The sequence below is a fragment of the Oricola sp. genome, from assembly GCF_022763245.1.
In the GTDB taxonomy this organism is placed as follows: Bacteria; Pseudomonadota; Alphaproteobacteria; order Rhizobiales; family Rhizobiaceae; genus Oricola.
The window spans coordinates 135826-154474 of the sequence record NZ_JALEGV010000041.1 but is presented as its reverse complement, the minus strand read 5'-3'; the positions used below and the strand labels follow the sequence as shown (position 1 = coordinate 154474).

General features: G+C 64.5%; 17 protein-coding genes. 10 read left to right on the top strand and 7 right to left on the bottom strand.

What is annotated here, in order from left to right; all coding sequences use genetic code 11:
- Window positions 1-85: 85 nt before the first annotated feature.
- The 3 genes from rplT to infC form a co-directional block, all read right to left on the bottom strand.
- Window positions 86-487 (bottom strand): 50S ribosomal protein L20, encoded by a 402-nt coding sequence (gene rplT / locus MRY80_RS21360; protein ID WP_293293270.1) that lies wholly within the window; start codon window positions 485-487, stop codon window positions 86-88.
- 30 nt (window positions 488-517) lie between these two features.
- Window positions 518-718 (bottom strand): 50S ribosomal protein L35, encoded by a 201-nt coding sequence (gene rpmI / locus MRY80_RS21355; RefSeq protein WP_293293269.1) that lies wholly within the window; start codon window positions 716-718, stop codon window positions 518-520.
- Window positions 719-1016: 298 nt separating this feature from the next.
- Window positions 1017-1553, bottom strand: a complete 537-nt coding sequence (gene infC, locus MRY80_RS21350; RefSeq protein WP_293294181.1) for a translation initiation factor IF-3 — start codon at window positions 1551-1553, stop codon at window positions 1017-1019.
- Between the two features lie 181 nt (window positions 1554-1734).
- On the opposite strand from infC, the gene MRY80_RS21345 reads away from it, so the two are divergent.
- Together MRY80_RS21345 and MRY80_RS21340 are read left to right on the top strand one after the other, a co-directional pair.
- On the top strand, window positions 1735-2508 hold the full coding sequence (locus MRY80_RS21345; RefSeq protein ID WP_293293268.1) for an alpha/beta hydrolase: 774 nt from the start codon (window positions 1735-1737) through the stop codon (window positions 2506-2508).
- A gap of 219 nt (window positions 2509-2727) precedes the next feature.
- Window positions 2728-3192 carry a DUF2852 domain-containing protein gene (locus MRY80_RS21340; RefSeq protein ID WP_293293267.1) on the top strand — a complete coding sequence of 155 codons (465 nt, stop codon included), beginning with the start codon at window positions 2728-2730 and terminating at the stop codon, window positions 3190-3192.
- A gap of 98 nt (window positions 3193-3290) precedes the next feature.
- Here the strand turns inward: MRY80_RS21340 and MRY80_RS21335 are convergent, their stop codons facing one another.
- On the bottom strand, window positions 3291-4418 hold the full coding sequence (locus tag MRY80_RS21335) for an MFS transporter (RefSeq protein WP_293293266.1): 1128 nt from the start codon (window positions 4416-4418) through the stop codon (window positions 3291-3293).
- A gap of 420 nt (window positions 4419-4838) precedes the next feature.
- Between MRY80_RS21335 and MRY80_RS21330 the strand changes: the two genes are divergently transcribed.
- From MRY80_RS21330 to MRY80_RS21295, 8 genes are all read left to right on the top strand, one after another.
- Window positions 4839-5582: a M48 family metallopeptidase gene (locus MRY80_RS21330; protein ID WP_293294179.1), complete on the top strand. Its 744-nt coding sequence runs from the start codon at window positions 4839-4841 to the stop codon at window positions 5580-5582.
- Window positions 5583-5681: 99 nt separating this feature from the next.
- Window positions 5682-6350 carry a phosphoribosylanthranilate isomerase gene (locus MRY80_RS21325; protein ID WP_293293265.1) on the top strand — a complete coding sequence of 223 codons (669 nt, stop codon included), beginning with the start codon at window positions 5682-5684 and terminating at the stop codon, window positions 6348-6350.
- Window positions 6347-7567 (top strand): tryptophan synthase subunit beta, encoded by a 1221-nt coding sequence (trpB, locus tag MRY80_RS21320; RefSeq protein WP_293293264.1) that lies wholly within the window; start codon window positions 6347-6349, stop codon window positions 7565-7567. The genes MRY80_RS21325 and trpB overlap by 4 nt, the downstream gene beginning before the upstream one ends.
- Window positions 7564-7812 carry a hypothetical protein gene (locus tag MRY80_RS21315; protein WP_293293263.1) on the top strand — a complete coding sequence of 83 codons (249 nt, stop codon included), beginning with the start codon at window positions 7564-7566 and terminating at the stop codon, window positions 7810-7812. The genes trpB and MRY80_RS21315 overlap by 4 nt, the downstream gene beginning before the upstream one ends.
- The gene (arsC, locus tag MRY80_RS21310) at window positions 7809-8234 is read left to right on the top strand and encodes an arsenate reductase (glutaredoxin) (RefSeq protein WP_293293262.1); all 426 of its coding nucleotides are present in this window, start codon (window positions 7809-7811) and stop codon (window positions 8232-8234) included. The genes MRY80_RS21315 and arsC overlap by 4 nt, the downstream gene beginning before the upstream one ends.
- Complete coding sequence (gene trpA, locus MRY80_RS21305; protein WP_293293261.1) at window positions 8231-9070, top strand: tryptophan synthase subunit alpha; 840 nt, start codon at window positions 8231-8233, stop codon at window positions 9068-9070. Before arsC ends, trpA begins: the two co-directional genes overlap by 4 nt.
- 42 nt (window positions 9071-9112) lie before the next feature.
- Window positions 9113-10060 carry an acetyl-CoA carboxylase, carboxyltransferase subunit beta gene (accD, locus tag MRY80_RS21300; protein ID WP_293293260.1) on the top strand — a complete coding sequence of 316 codons (948 nt, stop codon included), beginning with the start codon at window positions 9113-9115 and terminating at the stop codon, window positions 10058-10060.
- A 106-nt stretch (window positions 10061-10166) separates the two neighbouring features.
- Window positions 10167-11462, top strand: a complete 1296-nt coding sequence (locus tag MRY80_RS21295) for a folylpolyglutamate synthase/dihydrofolate synthase family protein (RefSeq protein ID WP_293294178.1) — start codon at window positions 10167-10169, stop codon at window positions 11460-11462.
- Between the two features lie 95 nt (window positions 11463-11557).
- Here MRY80_RS21295 and trxA read toward each other — a convergent pair whose 3' ends face one another.
- The 3 genes from trxA to addB form a co-directional block, all read right to left on the bottom strand.
- On the bottom strand, window positions 11558-11881 hold the full coding sequence (trxA, locus tag MRY80_RS21290) for a thioredoxin (RefSeq protein WP_293293259.1): 324 nt from the start codon (window positions 11879-11881) through the stop codon (window positions 11558-11560).
- Between the two features lie 106 nt (window positions 11882-11987).
- Window positions 11988-15497: a double-strand break repair helicase AddA gene (addA, locus tag MRY80_RS21285; protein ID WP_293293258.1), complete on the bottom strand. Its 3510-nt coding sequence runs from the start codon at window positions 15495-15497 to the stop codon at window positions 11988-11990.
- Window positions 15490-18618, bottom strand: a complete 3129-nt coding sequence (gene addB, locus MRY80_RS21280) for a double-strand break repair protein AddB (RefSeq protein ID WP_293293257.1) — start codon at window positions 18616-18618, stop codon at window positions 15490-15492. Before addB ends, addA begins: the two co-directional genes overlap by 8 nt.
- Window positions 18619-18649: the final 31 nt, after the last annotated feature.

Genomic DNA, 18649 nt, shown 5'->3' with positions numbered 1-18649 from the left:
TAGGCCGCATGTGTGACAGACGGATGACAAGGCCCGCGGCGCAGAAGCGCCGCGGGCCCGAAACATCCCGTCAGTGCGCGGCGGTTCAGCCGACGACCGACTCGTAGGCGTTCGGCGTGGTGTCCTTCAGATAGGACAGCGCTTCCTTGGCCTTGCCGACCAGCGCCTCGAAGGCAGCCGGCTCGTGGATCGCCATGTCGGACAGCACCTTGCGGTCGAGCTCGATGCCGGCCTTGTTCAGGCCGTCGATGAAGCGGCCATAGGTCAGGCCGTGTTCGCGCACGGCGGCGTTGATGCGCTGGATCCAAAGCGAGCGGAAATTCCGCTTGCGGACCTTGCGGTCGCGATAGGCGTACTGCTTCGACTTGTCGACGGCAGCCTTCGCGGTGCGGATGGTGTTCTTGCGACGGCCGTAGAAGCCTTCGGCCTGCTTGAGGACTTTCTTGTGCTTGGCGTGAGCGGTCACGCCGCGTTTTACACGTGCCATGATCTAGTCTCCTGGTTCGGTCGTGACGGCTCAGTCGCCGTAGGGCATCATTTTCTTGACGATCTTCGCATCCTGATCGGACAGCACCATGGTGCCGCGCGCATCGCGGATGAACTTGTTGGACCGCTTGATCATGCCATGCCGCTTGCCGGCGGCCGCGACCTTGACCTTGCCATTGGCCGTGATCTTGAAGCGCTTCTTCACAGAAGACTTCGTCTTCATCTTGGGCATTTTGCTCTCCGTTCTTTCGCGCCATCGCCAGTTGGACAAGGGACAGGCCGTAACGACCTTTGACCGCCTGGCGGAAATCCGCCCACGGGTCTTGCCCTGAAACGATGTGCGCTGTTTTGCATTCGGAGCGGACACGGCATGCCCTGCCGGACCGCTCGGGACGCGGCTCTATAGACTCAAGACGCCCGGATTGCAAGCGATGTCAAAGACGCGCCGGCGGACGGGGCACGAGCGCCACAGAAACAAGAAAAGCGGGCGTTGCGGCCCGCTCTCGCATGTGACAATCGCAAGAGAAGGCTCAGCGCGGCGCCAGAACCATCATCATCTGGCGGCCTTCGAGCTTCGGCTCGGCCTCGACCTTGGCGATCTCCTCGATGTCGCCCTTGACCTTCTGCAAGAGCTCCATGCCGAGATTCTGGTGCGCCATCTCGCGTCCGCGGAAGCGCAATGTCACCTTGACCTTGTCGCCTTCGTCGAAGAAGCGGCGCATCGCCTTCATCTTCACCTCGTAATCATGGGTGTCGATGTTCGGACGCATCTTGATCTCCTTGATCTCGACGGTCTTCTGCTTCTTGCGCGCGGCGGCGGCTTTTTTCTGCTGTTCGTATTTGAGCTTGCCGAGATCGACGATCTTGGCCACGGGCGGATTGGCGTTCGGGACGATCAACACGAGGTCCAGCCCGGCCTCTTCCGCGATGCGAAGGGCTTCCTGGGTGTCGGTTACACCCTGGTTCTGGCCTTCGGCGTCGATCAACTGAATCTGGGGGTCGCGAATGTCGCGATTGGCTGTCGGACCTGTTTTTTGAGCCGGAGCGGCTCGAAATGGACGGCGAATGGTCGTTGTCTCCTGTGTCGTTTCGATAGCTGTTTAACCGGAAGTCCGCGCAATGTCGGGATTCCCGGCGCATAGTCAATAGCACAGCGTTCAGGAAAAATCATCCGTCCGCCGCGCAGGGGTTTTCTTCACGCCGCGCGCCGCGCAAAACAAAGGCGCAAGACCACGCGAAAGGATCACCATGACCGACACGCCTGATTTCCTGACGGTTTCCGGCACGCCCATCGCCGTGCGCCACAAGGCCGGCGGCAATCCCGGCCTCGTCTGGCTCGGCGGCTTCCGCTCCGACATGCTCGGCACCAAGGCCGAACGGCTCGAAGCGCTGGCGGGCGAACTGGGCGTCTCGTGTTGCCGCCACGACTATTCCGGCCATGGGGAATCCGGCGGCGCGTTCTCCGACGGCACGATCTCGCAATGGCTGGCGCAAAGCATCGCGGTGTTCGAGCACTACACCAGCGGCCCGCAGATTCTCGTCGGATCGTCGATGGGCGGCTGGATCGCGCTACGCATGGTGCAGGAACTGAACAAGGGCACAGCGGGCGACAGGATCGCCGGCCTGGTTCTGCTCGCGCCGGCGCCCGATTTCACGGTCGAACTGATGGAACCTGAGCTGACCGACGCGCAGCGCGCGGACCTTGAGGACAAGGGCTATTTCGAGGAAGAGAGCGAATATTCGCCGGAGCCAAATGTCTACACGCGGGCGCTGTTCGAGGACGGCCTGAAAAACCGGGTGCTGACGACGCCACTCGACACCCATTGCCCGGTCCATATCCTGCAGGGCATGGCCGATCCGGACGTGCCGCACGCGCTTGCGCAGAAGCTGATGGAGTTCCTGCCCAAGGACGACGCGACGCTGACCCTGATCAAGGACGGCGATCACCGCCTGTCGCGGCCGCAGGATCTCGACCTGCTCGCGCGCACTGTCTCAGCGATGGTCGAGCGGGTCCGCGCGTAGCGCCAACGTGTCTCTCGCCAGACCGAAAAACCGGTCTCGAAGCGCCCTCCACGCGGGGGGCGCGAATTTTTTTTCGATTTCCTCCACTGGAGAAAACTCCAGTGAGTCGCCTCGAAAGCCCGGAATTCCGGGGTTTTCAAACTTGCAAAGATTGCGGCCCCTCCCCACCTCGTTGCCAGGCGACGACGACCGCCGCCAAAACTCAAAAAGGGGTTGCGAATGACACACACCGCACTGATCCGCCCGGCCTGGACGCCCGCGACGATCGCGCTGATGGTGCTGGGTTTCATCATCTTCTGGCCGCTCGGCCTGGCGATGCTGGCCTACATCCTCTGGGGCGACAGACTCGACGAATTCAAACGGGACGTGAACATGAAGACCGACGAAGTATTCAAGGGTTGCGCCGGCATCGGCCGGAAGCGCCGCCACCATCACCATGGCCATCATGCCCGCACCGGCAATGTGGCGTTTGACGACTGGCGCGAGAAGGAACTCGAGCGCCTGGCGGAAGAGCGCCGCAAGCTCGAGGAAATGCGCAACGAGTTCGACACCTATGTGCGTGAACTGCGCCGCGCCAAAGACCAGGAAGAGTTCGACCGCTTCATGCGCGACCGCCAGAACCGCTCCGGCAACGGCGACAACAATGCCGGCCCCTCTGTGCCGAATGTCACAGACTGGAGCTGAACTTAGAGCCTAATCTCGGTCTGACCTCCAAACTGACCTTTTTCAAAGGCTCCACCCGCGGTTCGCAAGAACCGCGGGTTTTTTCTTTTCTTGAACGCTCAGCGCCCGCCGGCGCGCCGCGTCGCCAGCATGAGCGCCTGGGCCGCCAAGGCGATCGTCAGCAGGCCATAGCCCAGGCCCGCCGCCATCGGCTCTACGAGGCCGATCATCATCGGGCCGAGGACATAGCCGATCGCCCAGGCGAAGTAGTAGGTGCCGGAAACGGTTCCCTTCAGATGATGCGGCGTCACGTCGTTTAGCCGCGCCAGCGACGCGACACAGAACACGCCGAGACCCAGGCTGGCCAAGGCCAGCGCCGGGTAGGCGAACGACGCCGGCAGCGACAGCAAGGCCGACAAGCCTATGATCGCCAGGATCAAGCCGCCGGTCATGAAGCCGGTTCGGCCGTAACGATCGGACAGAGGCCCGGCGACAAGCTGCGACAATCCGACACCGGCATAGAAGACGACGAAGAGATACGCGATCTCCCGCGAACCGGCGCCTTTCATGGTCGCCATGGTGATCGGCAGAACGCTGATGAAGACGCCGTAGCACGCACCATAGAGGCCTATGCCGGTCAGAAGGATCCGGGAGGGGCCATGCAGGAACAGGCCAAGGACGGCCCGCATCGACGGTTTCGCGGCATGCGTACCATCGGCAGTCGCCGGGATGCGGGGCAGCAGGGATGCGATCGCGACGGCCCCGAGAAGGCACACGGTCGCGAAGACGAGGAAGGGCGTCTGGCTGCGTCCCGTGTCGACCAGAAGCAGCCCGAGCATCGGGCCCGTCATCAGGCCCAGGTGAATGGCCGCGTTGTAGATGCCGATCGCCCGGCCCCTTGCGGCGGGATAGGCGATCGACAGCAAGGCGGGACCAAGCGCCCAGATCGGCGCTTCTCCAAGCCCCTGGACCGCGCGTCCCGCCAGGATGCCGGTCGCCCTGTCGGCCATGAAGAAGCCGACGCCTGAAACGGCGCACAGGCCGTAGCCCGCCACCAGCATGGGCTTTGCGCCGAGCCTGTCGGCGAGCATGCCGGCGGGCAATTGAGCAAGCAGATAAGCGACGGCGAAGACCGAAGCGACCAGACCGACGCTGTGGAGGCTGCCGGTTTCGGCGTGAATGCGTTGCGGCAGCAGCGGCACGATCATGCCGACGCCGATCATCAGCAGCGTCGCTGCCGCACTCAAGACAATAAGAATTCTGTTTCCAGCCATGGAAATTGACCTCGCAAACAGGCGCGACGAGGGACGCAGGAGCGCCCCTGCGCCCGTGCCGATCACGTCATCGCGGAAAGAAGAGTGAGAGGTCGATCACGCACGGCCAAGCCGGCACGCGTGACACGCGCCCGGTTCGACGGACACGACCTCCCGATGTCAATGGACGCGCGCGGGCAGGGCCCCGCCGCGATCCTCAGTGACCGGGAGGCGGAGGCGAAACAGTGAAGAAGGCAGCGTTTCGAAATGTCATCGGAGCAAGATCCGTTTGCGTCGCGGCGCCGGAGCGCAGACAGTGACTATGAAACGACCGGCGCCGCTTTGCAAATGGAGGCTTTGATTATTCTGCTTGCCGCAAGAATCGGCTAGATCACGGGCATGGTCTTCGGTTTCATGCGCAAACCCGCCGCAAGGGCGGACGATCCGGCCGCGCGGCACCTCACCCACGAGGTCGCCGGCCGCTCGCTGCCCTTGCGGGTTTCGGAGCATCCGCGCGCCAAGCGCCTGACCTTGCGCATCAAGCCCGGCGCGCAGGGCCTCAGCGTCACGACCCCGGTCGGCATCTCAATGCTGGAAGTCGAGCGCTTCCTGCACCGCAATCGCGCCTGGCTGGAAGACAAGCTGGACGGGATGCCGGACCAGCCGCAGGTACGGCCGGGTGTCAAAATCCCGATCCGCGGCGTGAACCACGAGATCGTGCACGAAGCGGGCCGCGGGCTAACGCGGGCAGTCCGCGACGTCGACGGCGCACGGCTGATCGTGCGCGGCGAGCGTGAACACCTGCCGCGCCGCGTGGCCGACTATTTGAAGAAGGAAGCCAAGGCCGAAATCGGTGCCCTGGTCGAGAAGCACACGGCAACGATCGGCCGGCGCGCCAAGACGATCCGTTACAAGGACACGGTGAGCCGCTGGGGATCGTGCTCGTCGGAGGGCAATCTGTCCTTTTCCTGGCGCATCATGATGGCCCCACGGCCGGTCATCGACTACCTCGTCGCGCATGAGGTGGCGCATCTGAAGCACATGAACCACGGACCGAAATTCTGGGCTTTGTGCGAAGAACTCTGTCCGGACACGAAGCGCTGCAAGGCGTGGCTGAAGAAGAACGGTGGCGCGTTGCAGGCGATCGGGTTCGAATGAGGCCCGACCGACAAGGTGCGGTTTCGGTACAACACCTATTCGACGCCGAGCATTGACTCGCTTCTCGACTCTTCGCCCCAGCCCCACTATTTCCAACCCATGACAATGGACATCAAAATCTGCGGGCTGAAGACGCCGGAAGCCGTTGACGCGGCGCTGGACGGCGGGGCGAACCATGTCGGGTTCATTTTCTTCCCGAAAAGCCCGCGAAACGTTGAAGCCGCGGTGGCGCGCGACCTCGCCGTGCGGGCGCGTCAGAGGCTCGCCATCCCGGTCGCCGTGACGGTCGATGCCGATGATGTCGCGCTGGCCGAAATCGTCGCAACCGTCGAGCCGGGCATGCTGCAACTGCACGGCTCCGAGAGCCCGACGCGTGTCGCCGATGTGCGCGCCAAATTCGGGCTGCCGGTGATGAAGGCGTTGGCCATTCGCGAAGCCGTCGACCTTGAAAAAGCGACGCCCTATCTTGGCATCGCGGACCGCTTCCTCTTCGATGCCAAGCCGCCGGCGAATTCCGAGCTGCCGGGCGGAAACGGCGTCTCCTTCGACTGGGCGCTGCTGGCGACGCTTGACGATCGGGTGAATTACATGCTTTCGGGAGGCCTCGATCCCGAGAACGTGGAGGAGGCGCTGGCGATTTCGGGCGCGAGGGCCCTCGACGTGTCGTCCGGCGTGGAAAGCGCGCCAGGCGTAAAGGACATCAACAAGATCGCCGCCTTTCTGGAGGCGGCGCGGGCGGCAGACGCCCGCAACGGGAGCAGCACATGAACAAGCCCGCCGCACCGAATTCCTTCCGCACCGGCCCGGACGAACAGGGCATGTTCGGCATCTTCGGGGGTCGTTTCGTTGCCGAAACGCTCATGCCGCTGATCCTCGACCTTCAGGCCGAATGGGACAACGCGAAGACAGACCCGACCTTCCAGGAAGAGCTCGCCGCGCTCGGCAAGCACTACACCGGCCGACCGAGCCCGCTCTATTTCGCCGAGCGCCTGACGGAGCATCTCGGCGGCGCGAAGATCTATTTCAAGCGCGAGGAGCTGAACCACACCGGTTCGCACAAGATCAACAACTGCCTCGGCCAGATCCTGCTGGCCAAGCGCATGGGCAAGACCCGCATCATCGCCGAGACCGGCGCCGGCCAGCATGGCGTGGCCTCGGCCACGGTCTGCGCGCGCTTCGGCCTGCCCTGCGTCGTCTATATGGGCGCTACCGATGTCGAGCGGCAGGCGCCGAACGTGTTCCGCATGAAGCTGCTCGGCGCGGAAGTGAAGCCGGTGACCTCCGGCCACGGCACGCTGAAGGACGCGATGAACGAAGCGCTGCGCGACTGGGTGACGAATGTCGATTCGACCTATTACCTGATCGGCACCGCGGCCGGCCCGCACCCCTATCCGGAGATGGTGCGCGACTTCCAGTCCGTGATCGGCCAGGAAGCCAAGGAACAGCTGATGGAAGCCGAAGGCAAGCTGCCAGACATGGTGGTCGCGGCGGTCGGCGGCGGGTCCAACGCCATCGGCATCTTCCATCCGTTCCTCGACGACCGCGGCGTGCAGATCGTCGGCGTGGAAGCCGGCGGCAGGGGACTTACCGGCGAGGAGCATTGCGCCTCGATCACCGCCGGTTCGCCGGGCGTGCTGCACGGCAACCGCACCTATCTGCTGCAGGACGGCGACGGCCAGATCAAGGACGGCCATTCGATTTCCGCGGGACTGGACTATCCGGGCATCGGACCGGAGCACAGCTGGCTGCAGGATTCCGGCCGCGGCGAATATGTGCCGATCATGGATGACGAGGCGCTGGAAGCCTTCCAGCTCCTGACGAAGCTCGAAGGCATCATCCCCGCGCTCGAGCCGAGCCACGCCATCGCCGAGGTGATGAAGCGCGCGCCGAAGATGGGCAAGGACCAGATCATCCTGATGAACCTGTCCGGTCGCGGCGACAAGGACGTCCATACCGTCGGCAAGCATCTGGGTATGGAATTGTGACCGCCTTCGAAATCTACCAGTCGAAGCAGAACCCGCTGCATTATGTGGCGGTCGAGGAAGGCGACGACCGCGAAAATGCCGAGGGCGTGCGCAAGAGCCAGAACCTGCAGTTCCTGGTGCGCGTTCCCGATGACGGCGAGCCGCGCATCGCCTTCGACCCCAAGGAAGCGGTCTCGCGCATCGCGAAGACCGGCTTTTACGCTTTCAACGTCACGATCACCATCCGGGAGTCGGCCGACGGATGAGCGTCACGATCTACCACAATCCGAAATGCGGGACGTCGCGCAACGTGCTGGCGATGATCCGCGAATCCGGCGAAGAGCCGGAGGTGATTGAATATCTGAAGACGCCGCCCGGTCGTGACAGGCTCGTCGCGCTGATCGCGGCGACCGGACTCTCGGTTCGCGACGTGCTGCGCCGCAAGGGCACGCCCTATGACGAGCTCGGACTCGACGATCCGAAATGGAGCGACGACGAGCTGATCGATTTCATGGTCGAACACCCGATCCTGATGAACCGGCCGATCGTGGTGACGCCGCTCGGCGCGGCGCTCGCCCGGCCGTCGGAGAAAGTGCTCGACATCCTGCCCGCCGCGCACGAGGTCGGCGAATTCACCAAGGAAGATGGCGAGCGCGTCGCGGCCCGCCCGAAGGACGACACGCAATGACTGCACGCATGGATGCCCGTTTCGCCAAGCTGAAGGAAGAGGGCCGGCCGGGGCTGGTGTGCTTCATCATGAGCGGCGACCCGGATTACGACACCTCGCTTTCGATCCTGAAGCGACTGCCGGCGGCCGGCGCCGACATCATCGAGCTTGGCATGCCGTTTTCCGATCCCATGGCCGACGGCCCGGCGATCCAGGCAGCCGGGCTGCGCGCCCTGAAGGCCGGTCAGACGCTGAAGAAGACGCTTCAGATGGTGTCGGATTTCCGTCAGGCGGACACCGACACGCCGATCGTGCTGATGGGCTATTACAACCCGATCTACATCTATGGCGTCGACACCTTCCTGGCCGACGCCAAGGCAGCCGGCGTGGACGGGCTGATCATCGTCGACCTGCCGCCCGAGATGGACAATGAACTGTGCCTGCCGGCGCTGGCCGCCGACATCAACTTCATTCGCCTGGCGACGCCCACGACCGACGACAAGCGCCTGCCGGCCGTGCTCGCCAACACGTCGGGCTTCGTCTACTACGTCTCCATGACCGGCATCACCGGCGGCGCGATCGCCTCGACATCGGCGGTGGCCGAGGCCGTGAACCGGATCAAGGGCCACACCGAATTGCCGGTTTGCGTCGGCTTCGGCGTCAAGACGGCCGAACAGGCCAAGGTCATCGGCCGCGACGCCGACGGCGTGGTCGTCGGCACGGCGATCGTCCAGGCCGTCGCCAACACGCTCGATGCCGACAATCGCGCAAGCGGCGACACGGTGGAAGCGGTGGCGACGCTCGTGGGCGGTCTGGCCGCCGGCGTACGCGCCGCGCGCCTTGAAGCTGCCGAATAAGCGCGCCACATAGGTCCGAGAAGAACAAGCGGGGATTTTCCCATGAACTGGATCACCAGCTATGTCCGTCCGCGGCTGAATTCGATGCTCGGCCGGCGCGAGATGCCGGAGAACCTCTGGATCAAATGCCCGGAATCGGGCGAGATGGTGTTTCACCGGGATCTGGAAGACAACCAGTGGGTGGTTCCCTCCTCCGGCTACCACATGAAGATTTCTGCGCGCGACCGGCTGCAGCATTTCCTCGACAATGGCGCCTTCGAGGTTCTCGACAATCCCGAAGTTCCGCTCGATCCGCTGAAATTCCGCGACCAGAAGAAGTATGTCGACCGGCTGCGCGACAGCAAGGCTAAGACGGGGCTCGACGATTCCATCGTCAACGCGCTCGGTTCGCTGGAAGGCATGCCCATCGTCGCCTGCCTGCATGATTTCAGCTTCATGGGCGGCTCGCTCGGCATCGCTGCCGGCGAGGCGATCGTCAAGGCGTTCATGACCGCGATCGAACAGCACCGTCCGCTCGTGTTGTTCGCGGCTTCCGGCGGCGCGCGCATGCAGGAAGGCATCCTGTCGCTGATGCAGCTGCCGCGCACCACCGTCGCCGTCGAAATGCTGAAGGAAGCGGGCCTGCCTTACATCGTCGTCCTGACCAATCCGACGACGGGCGGCGTTTCCGCCTCCTATGCGATGCTTGGCGACATCCACATCGCCGAGCCGGGCGCCGTGATCGGCTTTGCCGGCGCGCGCGTCATCGAGCAGACGATCCGTGAGAAACTGCCGGAAGGCTTCCAGCGGTCGGAATATCTGCTGGAACACGGCATGGTGGACATGGTCGTGCATCGCCACGAGCTGCGGCCGACCATCGCCCGGCTGCTGCGCATTCTCACAAAGCGCCCGGCGGAGAACATGGTGCTGCCCGCGCCCGAACCCGCCGAAGAGACCGAAGACGTCGAGCAGGACATCGCGGCCGCGCCCGAGCCGGCCGAAACCAGCTGACCTACCGCCGAACGGACATCCATTGACAAATCCGGCCGAACGCCAGTCCCCGCCCCTGTTCTCGCAAGATACAGGCAGCGAAGCCGAGCAGGAAATCGACAGGCTGATGACGCTTCATCCGAAGGGTTACGACCTTTCGCTGGACCGCATCACCCGTCTCCTGGAGAAACTTGGCAATCCGCAGCACCGGATGCCGCCCATCATCCATGTGGCCGGCACCAACGGCAAGGGGTCCTGCGCGGCCTATTGCCGGGCATTGCTTGAGGCCGACGGCAAGTCGGTGCATGTGCACACATCGCCGCATCTTGTGCGCTGGCATGAACGCTTCCGCCTCGGCCGGCGTGGCGGGCCCGGGCGCTTCGTCGAGGACGCGGTGCTGGCGGATGCCCTGCGCCGGATCTCGGCGGCCAATGACGGTCAGACGATCACCGTGTTCGAGATCCTGACGGCGGCGATGTTCCTGATCTTCTCGGAGCATCCGGCCGATGTGGCGATCGTCGAAGTCGGGTTGGGCGGCCGGTTCGACGCCACGAATGTGATCGCAAAGCCGGCGGCCACCGTGATCATGCCGATCGGGCTCGATCACGAGGCCTATCTCGGCGACCGGATCGAGCTCATCGCGATGGAAAAGGCCGGAATCATCAAGCCCGGCGTGCCGGTGGTCATCGGTTTTCAGGACAATGAAGTCGCCCGGGAGGTTCTGGTCGAGACAGCCGCGCGAAACGGCTGCCCGACGGCGGTCTACGGGCAGGATTTCCTCGCCTATGAGGAACATGGGCGCATGGTGTTCCAGAGCGAGAGCGGCCTCATGGACCTGCCCATGCCGCGATTGCCCGGTCGCCATCAACTAGCCAATGCCGCCGCTGCCCTAGTGACCGTCGCAGCTGCCGGTTTCACCATGCGCCAGGAGACCGCCGAAGCGGCGCTGCAAAGCGTCGAATGGCCGGCGCGCATGCAGAGGCTCACCGAGGGCCGCTTTCCGGAACTGTTGCCGCCGGGATCGGAACTGTGGGTCGATGGCGGACACAATCCGCATGCGGCGATGATGATCGCCGAGACGCTGGCGGGTATGCAGGACAGAACCGAACGGCCGCTCTTCCTGATCGCCGGCATGCTCAACACCAAGGACACCACCGGTTATTTCCGCGCCTTCGAAGGCATGATCCGACATGTGTTCACCGTACCGGTCACCGACAGCGAGGCCGGGGTCGATCCTCAGGCGCTTGCGCGCAGCGCGACCAATGCCGGCCTCTCGGCGCAACCGATGAAGAACGTCGAGGAAGTGCTGCGCCTGCTCGGCGAAGGCTGGAACCGGCTGGAGCCGCCGCCGCGCGTGCTGATCGGCGGATCGCTCTATCTCGCCGGAGCCGTGCTCCGCGACAACGGCACGCCGCCACAATAGGTCGGGTCAAGACCGTCAGCCTGGGCCTATTCAGGCAGCGCCAAGCACAAAAAACCCGGCCGAAGCCGGGTTTTTAAACTCAATGGTGGTGCAGGTCAGCCGATGGCGCCCTTGATCCAGTCGGTCAGGCGCGCCTTCGGAGCTGCACCGATCATCTGGTCGGCGATCTCGCCGTCCTTGAACATCAGCAGCATCGGGATGGACCGGACGCCATACTGAACGGCGAGTTCCTGATTCTCGTCGACATTGACCTTGGCGATCTTCACCTTGCCGTCCATCTCCTCGGAGATCTCTTCCAGGGCGGGCGAAATCATCTTGCAGGGGCCGCACCATTCGGCCCAGAAATCGACCACGACCGGCTCGGAAGAGCCAAGAACGTCGGACTGGAAGTTGCTGTTGTCGATCTTGACGGTGGCCATGGCGGCGCTCCTTCGCTTTGAGGTCAAACGACCATGTTCGGAAATTCGAATGTCATCTGGGTATCACCGCAAATGATTCAAGGCCAGTGCCCGAATTGCCGCGCAGTCACGGCGTGGCGAAGGACTGAAGCGCCTTGTCGAGAAGGTCGGCCGGAAGGGTGATCATCTTCGGACCCGTCGTATAGAGCAGCATCGCTTCGACGGTTCGATCCGGGAAGAGTGGCCGGACAAGGGATCGGTAGAGCGCCATCTGCCGCAGATAGACCGCCGGAACATCAGAAGCATCGCTCGGAACGGCGGCATTGGTCTTGTAGTCCACCAGCATGACACGATCGTCGGTGACCGCGATCCGGTCGATCACGCCCGACACGGCCCGCTTTTCACCGCCAAGAACAAGCGTGCCCATCACCGGCGCTTCGGCGGCGGCGGCTGTGGCGAAGAGCGGCGCGAAGGCCGGATCCTCCAGGATCGCCAGCGCCTCATCGACGATCCTGTCGATGGCCGCGTCATCCCAGCGGGGCTCGAACCGGCGACAATACTCGGCCGCCCGCGCTTGGCGTTCCGCAGGCTCGACGGAGGGGAGCGTCTGCAGCAGACGGTGCATGGCGATGCCCCGCCGCACGCCGAGGGCCGGAATATCGTCGATGTCGGACCTTGCGAGAAGGGACGGCGCTCCGCCGACAGAGGCGGTATCGCGCTCCGGTTCGATCGCCATGCCCGAGGCACCCGACGGTGCCAGAGGGCGGGGCAAGGGTGGCTCCGCGACGACACGATCCGCGAACCATTCCGGTAGCGCAACGATCTCTTGGTCCGTGGGGCTTTCCGGCTCACTCGCAGGTACCGGCGGAGCATCATCGAGGTGGAAACGCAGGGCCTTGAACTCCGGATAGGCGACCGTCTGCGACCTGGCTTCCAGCGCCTGTTCCACCACAGCGCGCCAGGTGTCTTCCTTGCCGCCGCGCTTGCCGGCATAGCCGGCGACGATGAGCCGGTCGGCGGCCCGTGTCATCCCCACATAGAGCAGGCGGCGATATTCCTCCGCGGCTTTGGCCGCCACCTTCGCCCTCGCGTTCTCGCTGGCCTGAGATTTCAACCCGCTCTCGCCGTTCCACAGAATGGCGGGCGGACCGTCTTCGTGCGTCACCTCCAGAAAGCCGCCGGTGTTGCGCGGATTGTGCGGCGCGGCGCCGCGGTCGATCAGGAAGACCACCGGCGCTTCCAGGCCCTTGGCACCGTGCACCGTCATGATGCGCACCTGCTCTTGCGTCGGGTCCATCTCGCGCTTGATCACCGGGCTCGCCGCCTGGAGGACGGAGACGAAGTTCTGCAGCGACGGCAGGCCTGCGCGTTCCTGGGCGAGTGCGTAACGCATGAACTCGTCCAGCATATCCGGCGTTTCCGGTCCGAGCCGGCCGATCAACTTCTCGCGACCGCCTTCGGCCGAGAGGATCGACGCATAGAATTCATAGACAGGCAGGCTCTGCGCGCGCTCCCGCCATCCGGCGAGCGTCGCATGGATCGCGGCGATCGTTTCGTCATTCGCCGCCTTCTGCGCGAGGGCCTCGAACAGTGTCATGCCGGCGCGGTCATGGGCGATCTCGAACAGGGCATCCTCGTCGACATTGAAGAGGGGGGACCGCAATAGGGCGGCCAACGAGAGGTCGTCCGCCGGCTGGAGGACGAAATTCGCTACCGCCAGCAGGTCGAGAACCGCGATGTGGTCGGTCATCTTCAGCCGGTCGGCACCCGCGACGTCCACCTTTCGCGCCTTCAGCGCCCGTGACAGGGTCGCGACGAAACTGTCGCGGCTCCGGACGAGGATCAGGACGTCTCCGGCGGTGATCGGACGGCCAGTGCCTTCGAGCCGTTCGCCACTCTCGATCCAGCCCGCAATCGTGTCTGCGACCCGCTCGGCGACGGTGACGGTCGCCGGACGCGGAGCATCGACCGGTTCGGTCCAGTCGTCGGTCTCTTCCTCGTCCTCGTTGCGCACCAGCGGCCAGACCTCGACCCGGCCGGGCTGCCGGCTGCGCAGCGAACGGTGCCGGACGGCACTCGCGCCATAGGCGACGCCCTGCCGGTTCTGGTCCGATTCGAACACGATATCGACCGCGCCGAGCACATCGCCGGTGGAGCGGAAGGAAGTCGCCAGCGGCACGTCGGCGAAACCCTCCTCGCCGAAGGCGGCGCGCGCGCGGCGGCGCACGTCATCGCCGGTTTCACCGAAAATCGCTGGATCGGCCCCCTGGAAGGAATAGATGGACTGTTTCTCGTCTCCGACCGCGAACAGGGTTCGGCGCACGTCTCGGGCCGCTTCGCCCGCGAAGAACTCGTCGGAGAGGGCACGAATGACCTGCCATTGCTCTGGGCTGGTGTCCTGCGCCTCATCGACCAGGATGTGATCGATGCCCTGATCGAGCTTGTAGCGCACCCAAGCGCCGACATCCGGCCGCGCGAGAAGCGACGCGGTGCGCTCGATCAGGTCGTCGAAATCGAGATAGCCGCGGCTGCTCTTCAATTTCTCATAGCCGGCTAACAGCCGATCGACGACCGTCAGTGCCGCCAGTGTGTTCTCGGTCTGGCGAAGAAGTGCGATGCGATCGCGCGCCCACATCATCGTGTGCAGTGCTTCACCATGAGCATTCTCGAAGGCGGGCACCGCCTGGACGGACTTGTCGCCAAACAGGCGCGTCGTGGAAGCGGGATCACCCTTTTTCGTGAAAAACAGCTCTTCGAGCTGCGTGAAACCGTCGTCGGCCGAGCACGCGCCCAGAAAGGCGTCCGCGAATGTGCGGCCGGACTTCGTCGATACGGACGCCGACGCGTCCAGCACTTCACGCATGACCTGGACATGGCGGCGCAATGCCGCTACGGCATCTGCCACGAAACGGTCCGCCGTATCGTCCGCGGCGAGGTCGAATGCGTCTCGATAGAAGGCGCGGCGTTCGGCGTGGGGACCGAGCATGCGCAGAAACGTGGTCAGCCTCGACCGGCTGCGAACCGCTTCGTCGAGCAGGCCGTTGAGGCCGGTTTCACCCGTCAGGTCGATGACCGCCCGAAATGCCTCCTCGACCGCCCCGTCGCTACCCGCATCGATTCGCGCCAGCATCTCGGCGCGCGCTTCACCGATCAGAGCCGCGATCATGTCCTCGTCGAGCTGCTCGAAATGGCCGGGAACATTGGCCTCCAGCGGAAATCGATGCAGCAAGGCGTCGCAGAAGGCGTGAATGGTCTGGATCTTGAGGCCACCCGGCGTTTCCAGCGCCCGGGCGAAAAGACAGCGCGCGAAGGCGAGCTTCGCCGCGTCAGGCTGCCGTCCTTCCAGATCGGCGAGCACGGCGCGCAGATCCGCCTCCGGCATGGTCACCCACTCGCCAAGCCGCTTGAAGACCCGATCCTTCATCTCGGCGGCGGCGGTCTTGGTGTAAGTCAGGCAGAGGATGCGGGAGGGATCAGTGCCGTCCAGCAACTGGCGAATGACGCGGGTCGCCAGAACATAGGTCTTGCCGGAGCCCGCATTTGCCGAAACCCAGACGGAACGGTCAGGGCTGGCCGCGACGGCCTGGCGCGCAAGCGTATCGGCGTCGGGCACGACCTTGCGCGGCGCCTCACTCATCATCGTCTACCCCGGCTACCCGCCATTCGCGCGTGCGGGCCAGGTGATCGTAATCGCCCGGCCGGTCATGCACCTTCTGCGGCATGCGCTGAGACTGGTATCCATTCGTTTCGATACCGTAATAAGCGAGCATGTCCTTCAGTTTTTGCCACGCGCCCTGGCTCGCATCGACCGGGTCGACATCGTCGCCCGAACGATCCCCCTTCAACGCGTTCTTCTCTCTGACGCGACCCTTCGGGTCGATGTGGACATAGGCCATGCCGGCCGGGTTGGCCGGTCCGAATTCCGAGAACGCGCCTTCCAGCAGCAGGGCGCCCTCAAGCGGCAATTGTGGCGCAAGCAGCGCCTTGACCATCCTGGCGCTTGGCGGCGTGCCCGTCTTGAAGTCGATGATGTCCACCGATCCGTCGCTGCGCCGGTCCATGCGGTCGGCCCGGCCGGTGAGGACGACGCCGGACTGACCGACAGGCGTCGGCGCCGCGACGATCTCCGCATGGCGCTCTGCGACACCTGCGGCTCGATCCGCCTCCCATGCCTTGATCTCGGCGGCGGCCGCTTCGACACGGGGCCACCATGTCGCGCGAATGTCCGGCGGCAGGTCTTCGGCATCAAAGAGATGTCGGGCGATCGCGAGCGTGCGATCCAGCGCGTCAGGAGCGAGCGGATCGACATGTTCGCGCACGACATGCTCGAAGATCGCGTGGAAGAGCGAGCCCCGTTCGGCAGCCCCAGGATCGCGCACGAGCTCTTCGATCGGTTTCAGGCGCAAGACCTTCTTCGCATAAACCGCATAGGGATCACGGATCAGCGTTTCGACTTCAGTGACGGAGAGCGACTTGGGCCGGGATGCAAGCGGTGGGGTTGGAGCAGGACGCGGCGCCGACGGCATTGTCGGCCCATCCTCCATGGCCCGGGCAAAAGCGAGGTAGAGCCCGCCCTTAGCAGTCATCCGGTCCACAGCCTCCCTGCCGGCAAAGGTTGTGAGCCGCTGCCACCAGCGCGATGCGATGGCGGGCGCACCCTCGGCGCGTTCGGACCGCGACAGGATCACACGGGCCTGGCCCAACGCCATCTGGAAATCATGTGCCGCGAGGCCGATCCGGCGTTCGGGCGGTTCCAGTCCCAGCCCGGCCTTCATGCCGCGGGTCAGAAACTGATCGTTGTTCGTTTGCGACGGCCACACGCCTTCGTTGAGACCGCCGAGGATCATGAGATCGACGGTTTGAAGGCGAGCCTCCAATGCGCCCCAGATGGAGATGCGGGGATGGCCACCCGGCGCGGGCTTGACCGCCATATCGGCCATCAGTGCGCCGACGGCTTGCGGCCATTCCGACGGTTTCAAGAAAAGCGGCGCCTCGGCCGCGACCAACCCGGACAGGAAACCGCGCAGAAGCGCGCCCGGCTCGCCTTCATAAAGCGGATCGTGGAACCCGTCCGCATCACGCGCCAAGGCTTCCAGCACGCGCACCGTGGCCTCGACAAGACGATCGAAGGCGACTTCTTCGGCATTTCCGGCAAGTTCGACCAGCGGAGCGAGCGCGGTCTCGAAACAGGCAGCGAACGCCGTCAGCCGAGCGAAATCCTCATCGTCGAGAGCGGCAAGCCAAGACGAAACGCGGGTGCCACCCTCCTTGTGACGTGCGAGTTCGGCCTTGCGTCGCACCACCAGGGCAACGAGCGCGTCGGGACCGACACGCCCGGTGCCGTTGCGCAGGATCGCCATCTCGAATTGCGCCACCCTGTCGGCATGATCGTCGGGTCCAGCGGACAACGTGACCAATGGATGCTTGGCCAGCGCGAGCAATGTCGCCGGATCGCCCGGATTGAAGACGATTTCCAGCACCAGTTGCAGCAATCGGCCCTGCTGCGTCGAAAAGGCGGGCGTTCCGCCGGTGTCGAGAGCATCGATGCCGTAGCGCGCCAGTTCGCCGACGACACGGCGGGCGAGGTTGCGGTCCGGTGTCACCAACGCGGCGGTCGCCTTCGGATCGCGGATCGCTTCACGAAGGGCAGCGGCGATCGCTGCGGCCTCCCAATGCTCGTTCGGCGCTACAAGGAGCGCAACATCGTTGAAGGCCGCGTCAGTGACGGTCGCACGCGTCTGCATCCACCGGTCGGTCGTCGCGGACGGGCGGAGGCTTTCAGCGACCCACAGGTTTCGCGCCGCCAGAGATGGTGCCAATTCCCCGACCGGTTCTACAGAATCGGGCGTGATACCAATGACGGTGGCGAGCCTTTGCAGACCGTATTGCGGATGGCCGATGACAGATGCGAGATCCTCGTCGGAGGCCAGTAGCGCACGCGAGGGCTCGTCCATCGTCCGGTCGAACCCCGGTAGCACGACCGCGCCCAAGGGAAGGCGCGCGACGGTGGCGATCAGGTCTGCCGTCGCCGGGATCGAGCCCGTCGAACCGGCGACGATGACCGGACCTGTCGGCGGATTGCGTTTGAGACGCGTTGCCTCGGCGAGGATCCGACGATTGCGGTGCTCGCCGCTGTCGATCACCCGGCGTTCGGCCAGAATGTCCGGCCATTCACGACGCATGATCTCCAGAAAAGCGAGCGTGACCTTCCACCACTCCGACAATTCGCCAGTGTCGAGGCCAGCGATCTCGGTGACCGGCACCTGTCCGGTCGAGAACTCGTCCATCAGGCCGGCGAGATCGCGCGCCAGCCAAAAAGCGTCAGCGGTCGAAACCGGCGTCGCGATCCGCTCGTCGCCGTAGAGCTTGCCGATGTCGATCTTCAGGTGCTTTGTCCATTGGCGGATCAGCGTGCCGAGCAGCAACAACCGTTCGGTCGCGTCGATGGCCGGTGGAATCTCCAGCGCGCTCGCGTCATCGCCAACGAAAAACTCGGCGTCTTCGTCGAATTCGCCAAGCGGACGAATGCGCGGCAGGAGGATCGTCTCGCCGCCGAGATGGTCCAGAAAGGCGGAGCGCATCTCGCGTGCCGCGCGCCGCGTGGGAACATAGATGGACACGGCTGGCAACTGCAGCGGATCGCCGTTGAAGCGAAAGCCTGGAACGAGGTCGCCGTCACACAGCGCATGCGTGACCGCCGGCAAGAAGGGAATGCCGGGCGCGATGGTGAACACACGCGGATGAACGTAACCGGCCAAGTGCCGCCTTTCCGGGTATTGCTTTCAAGGA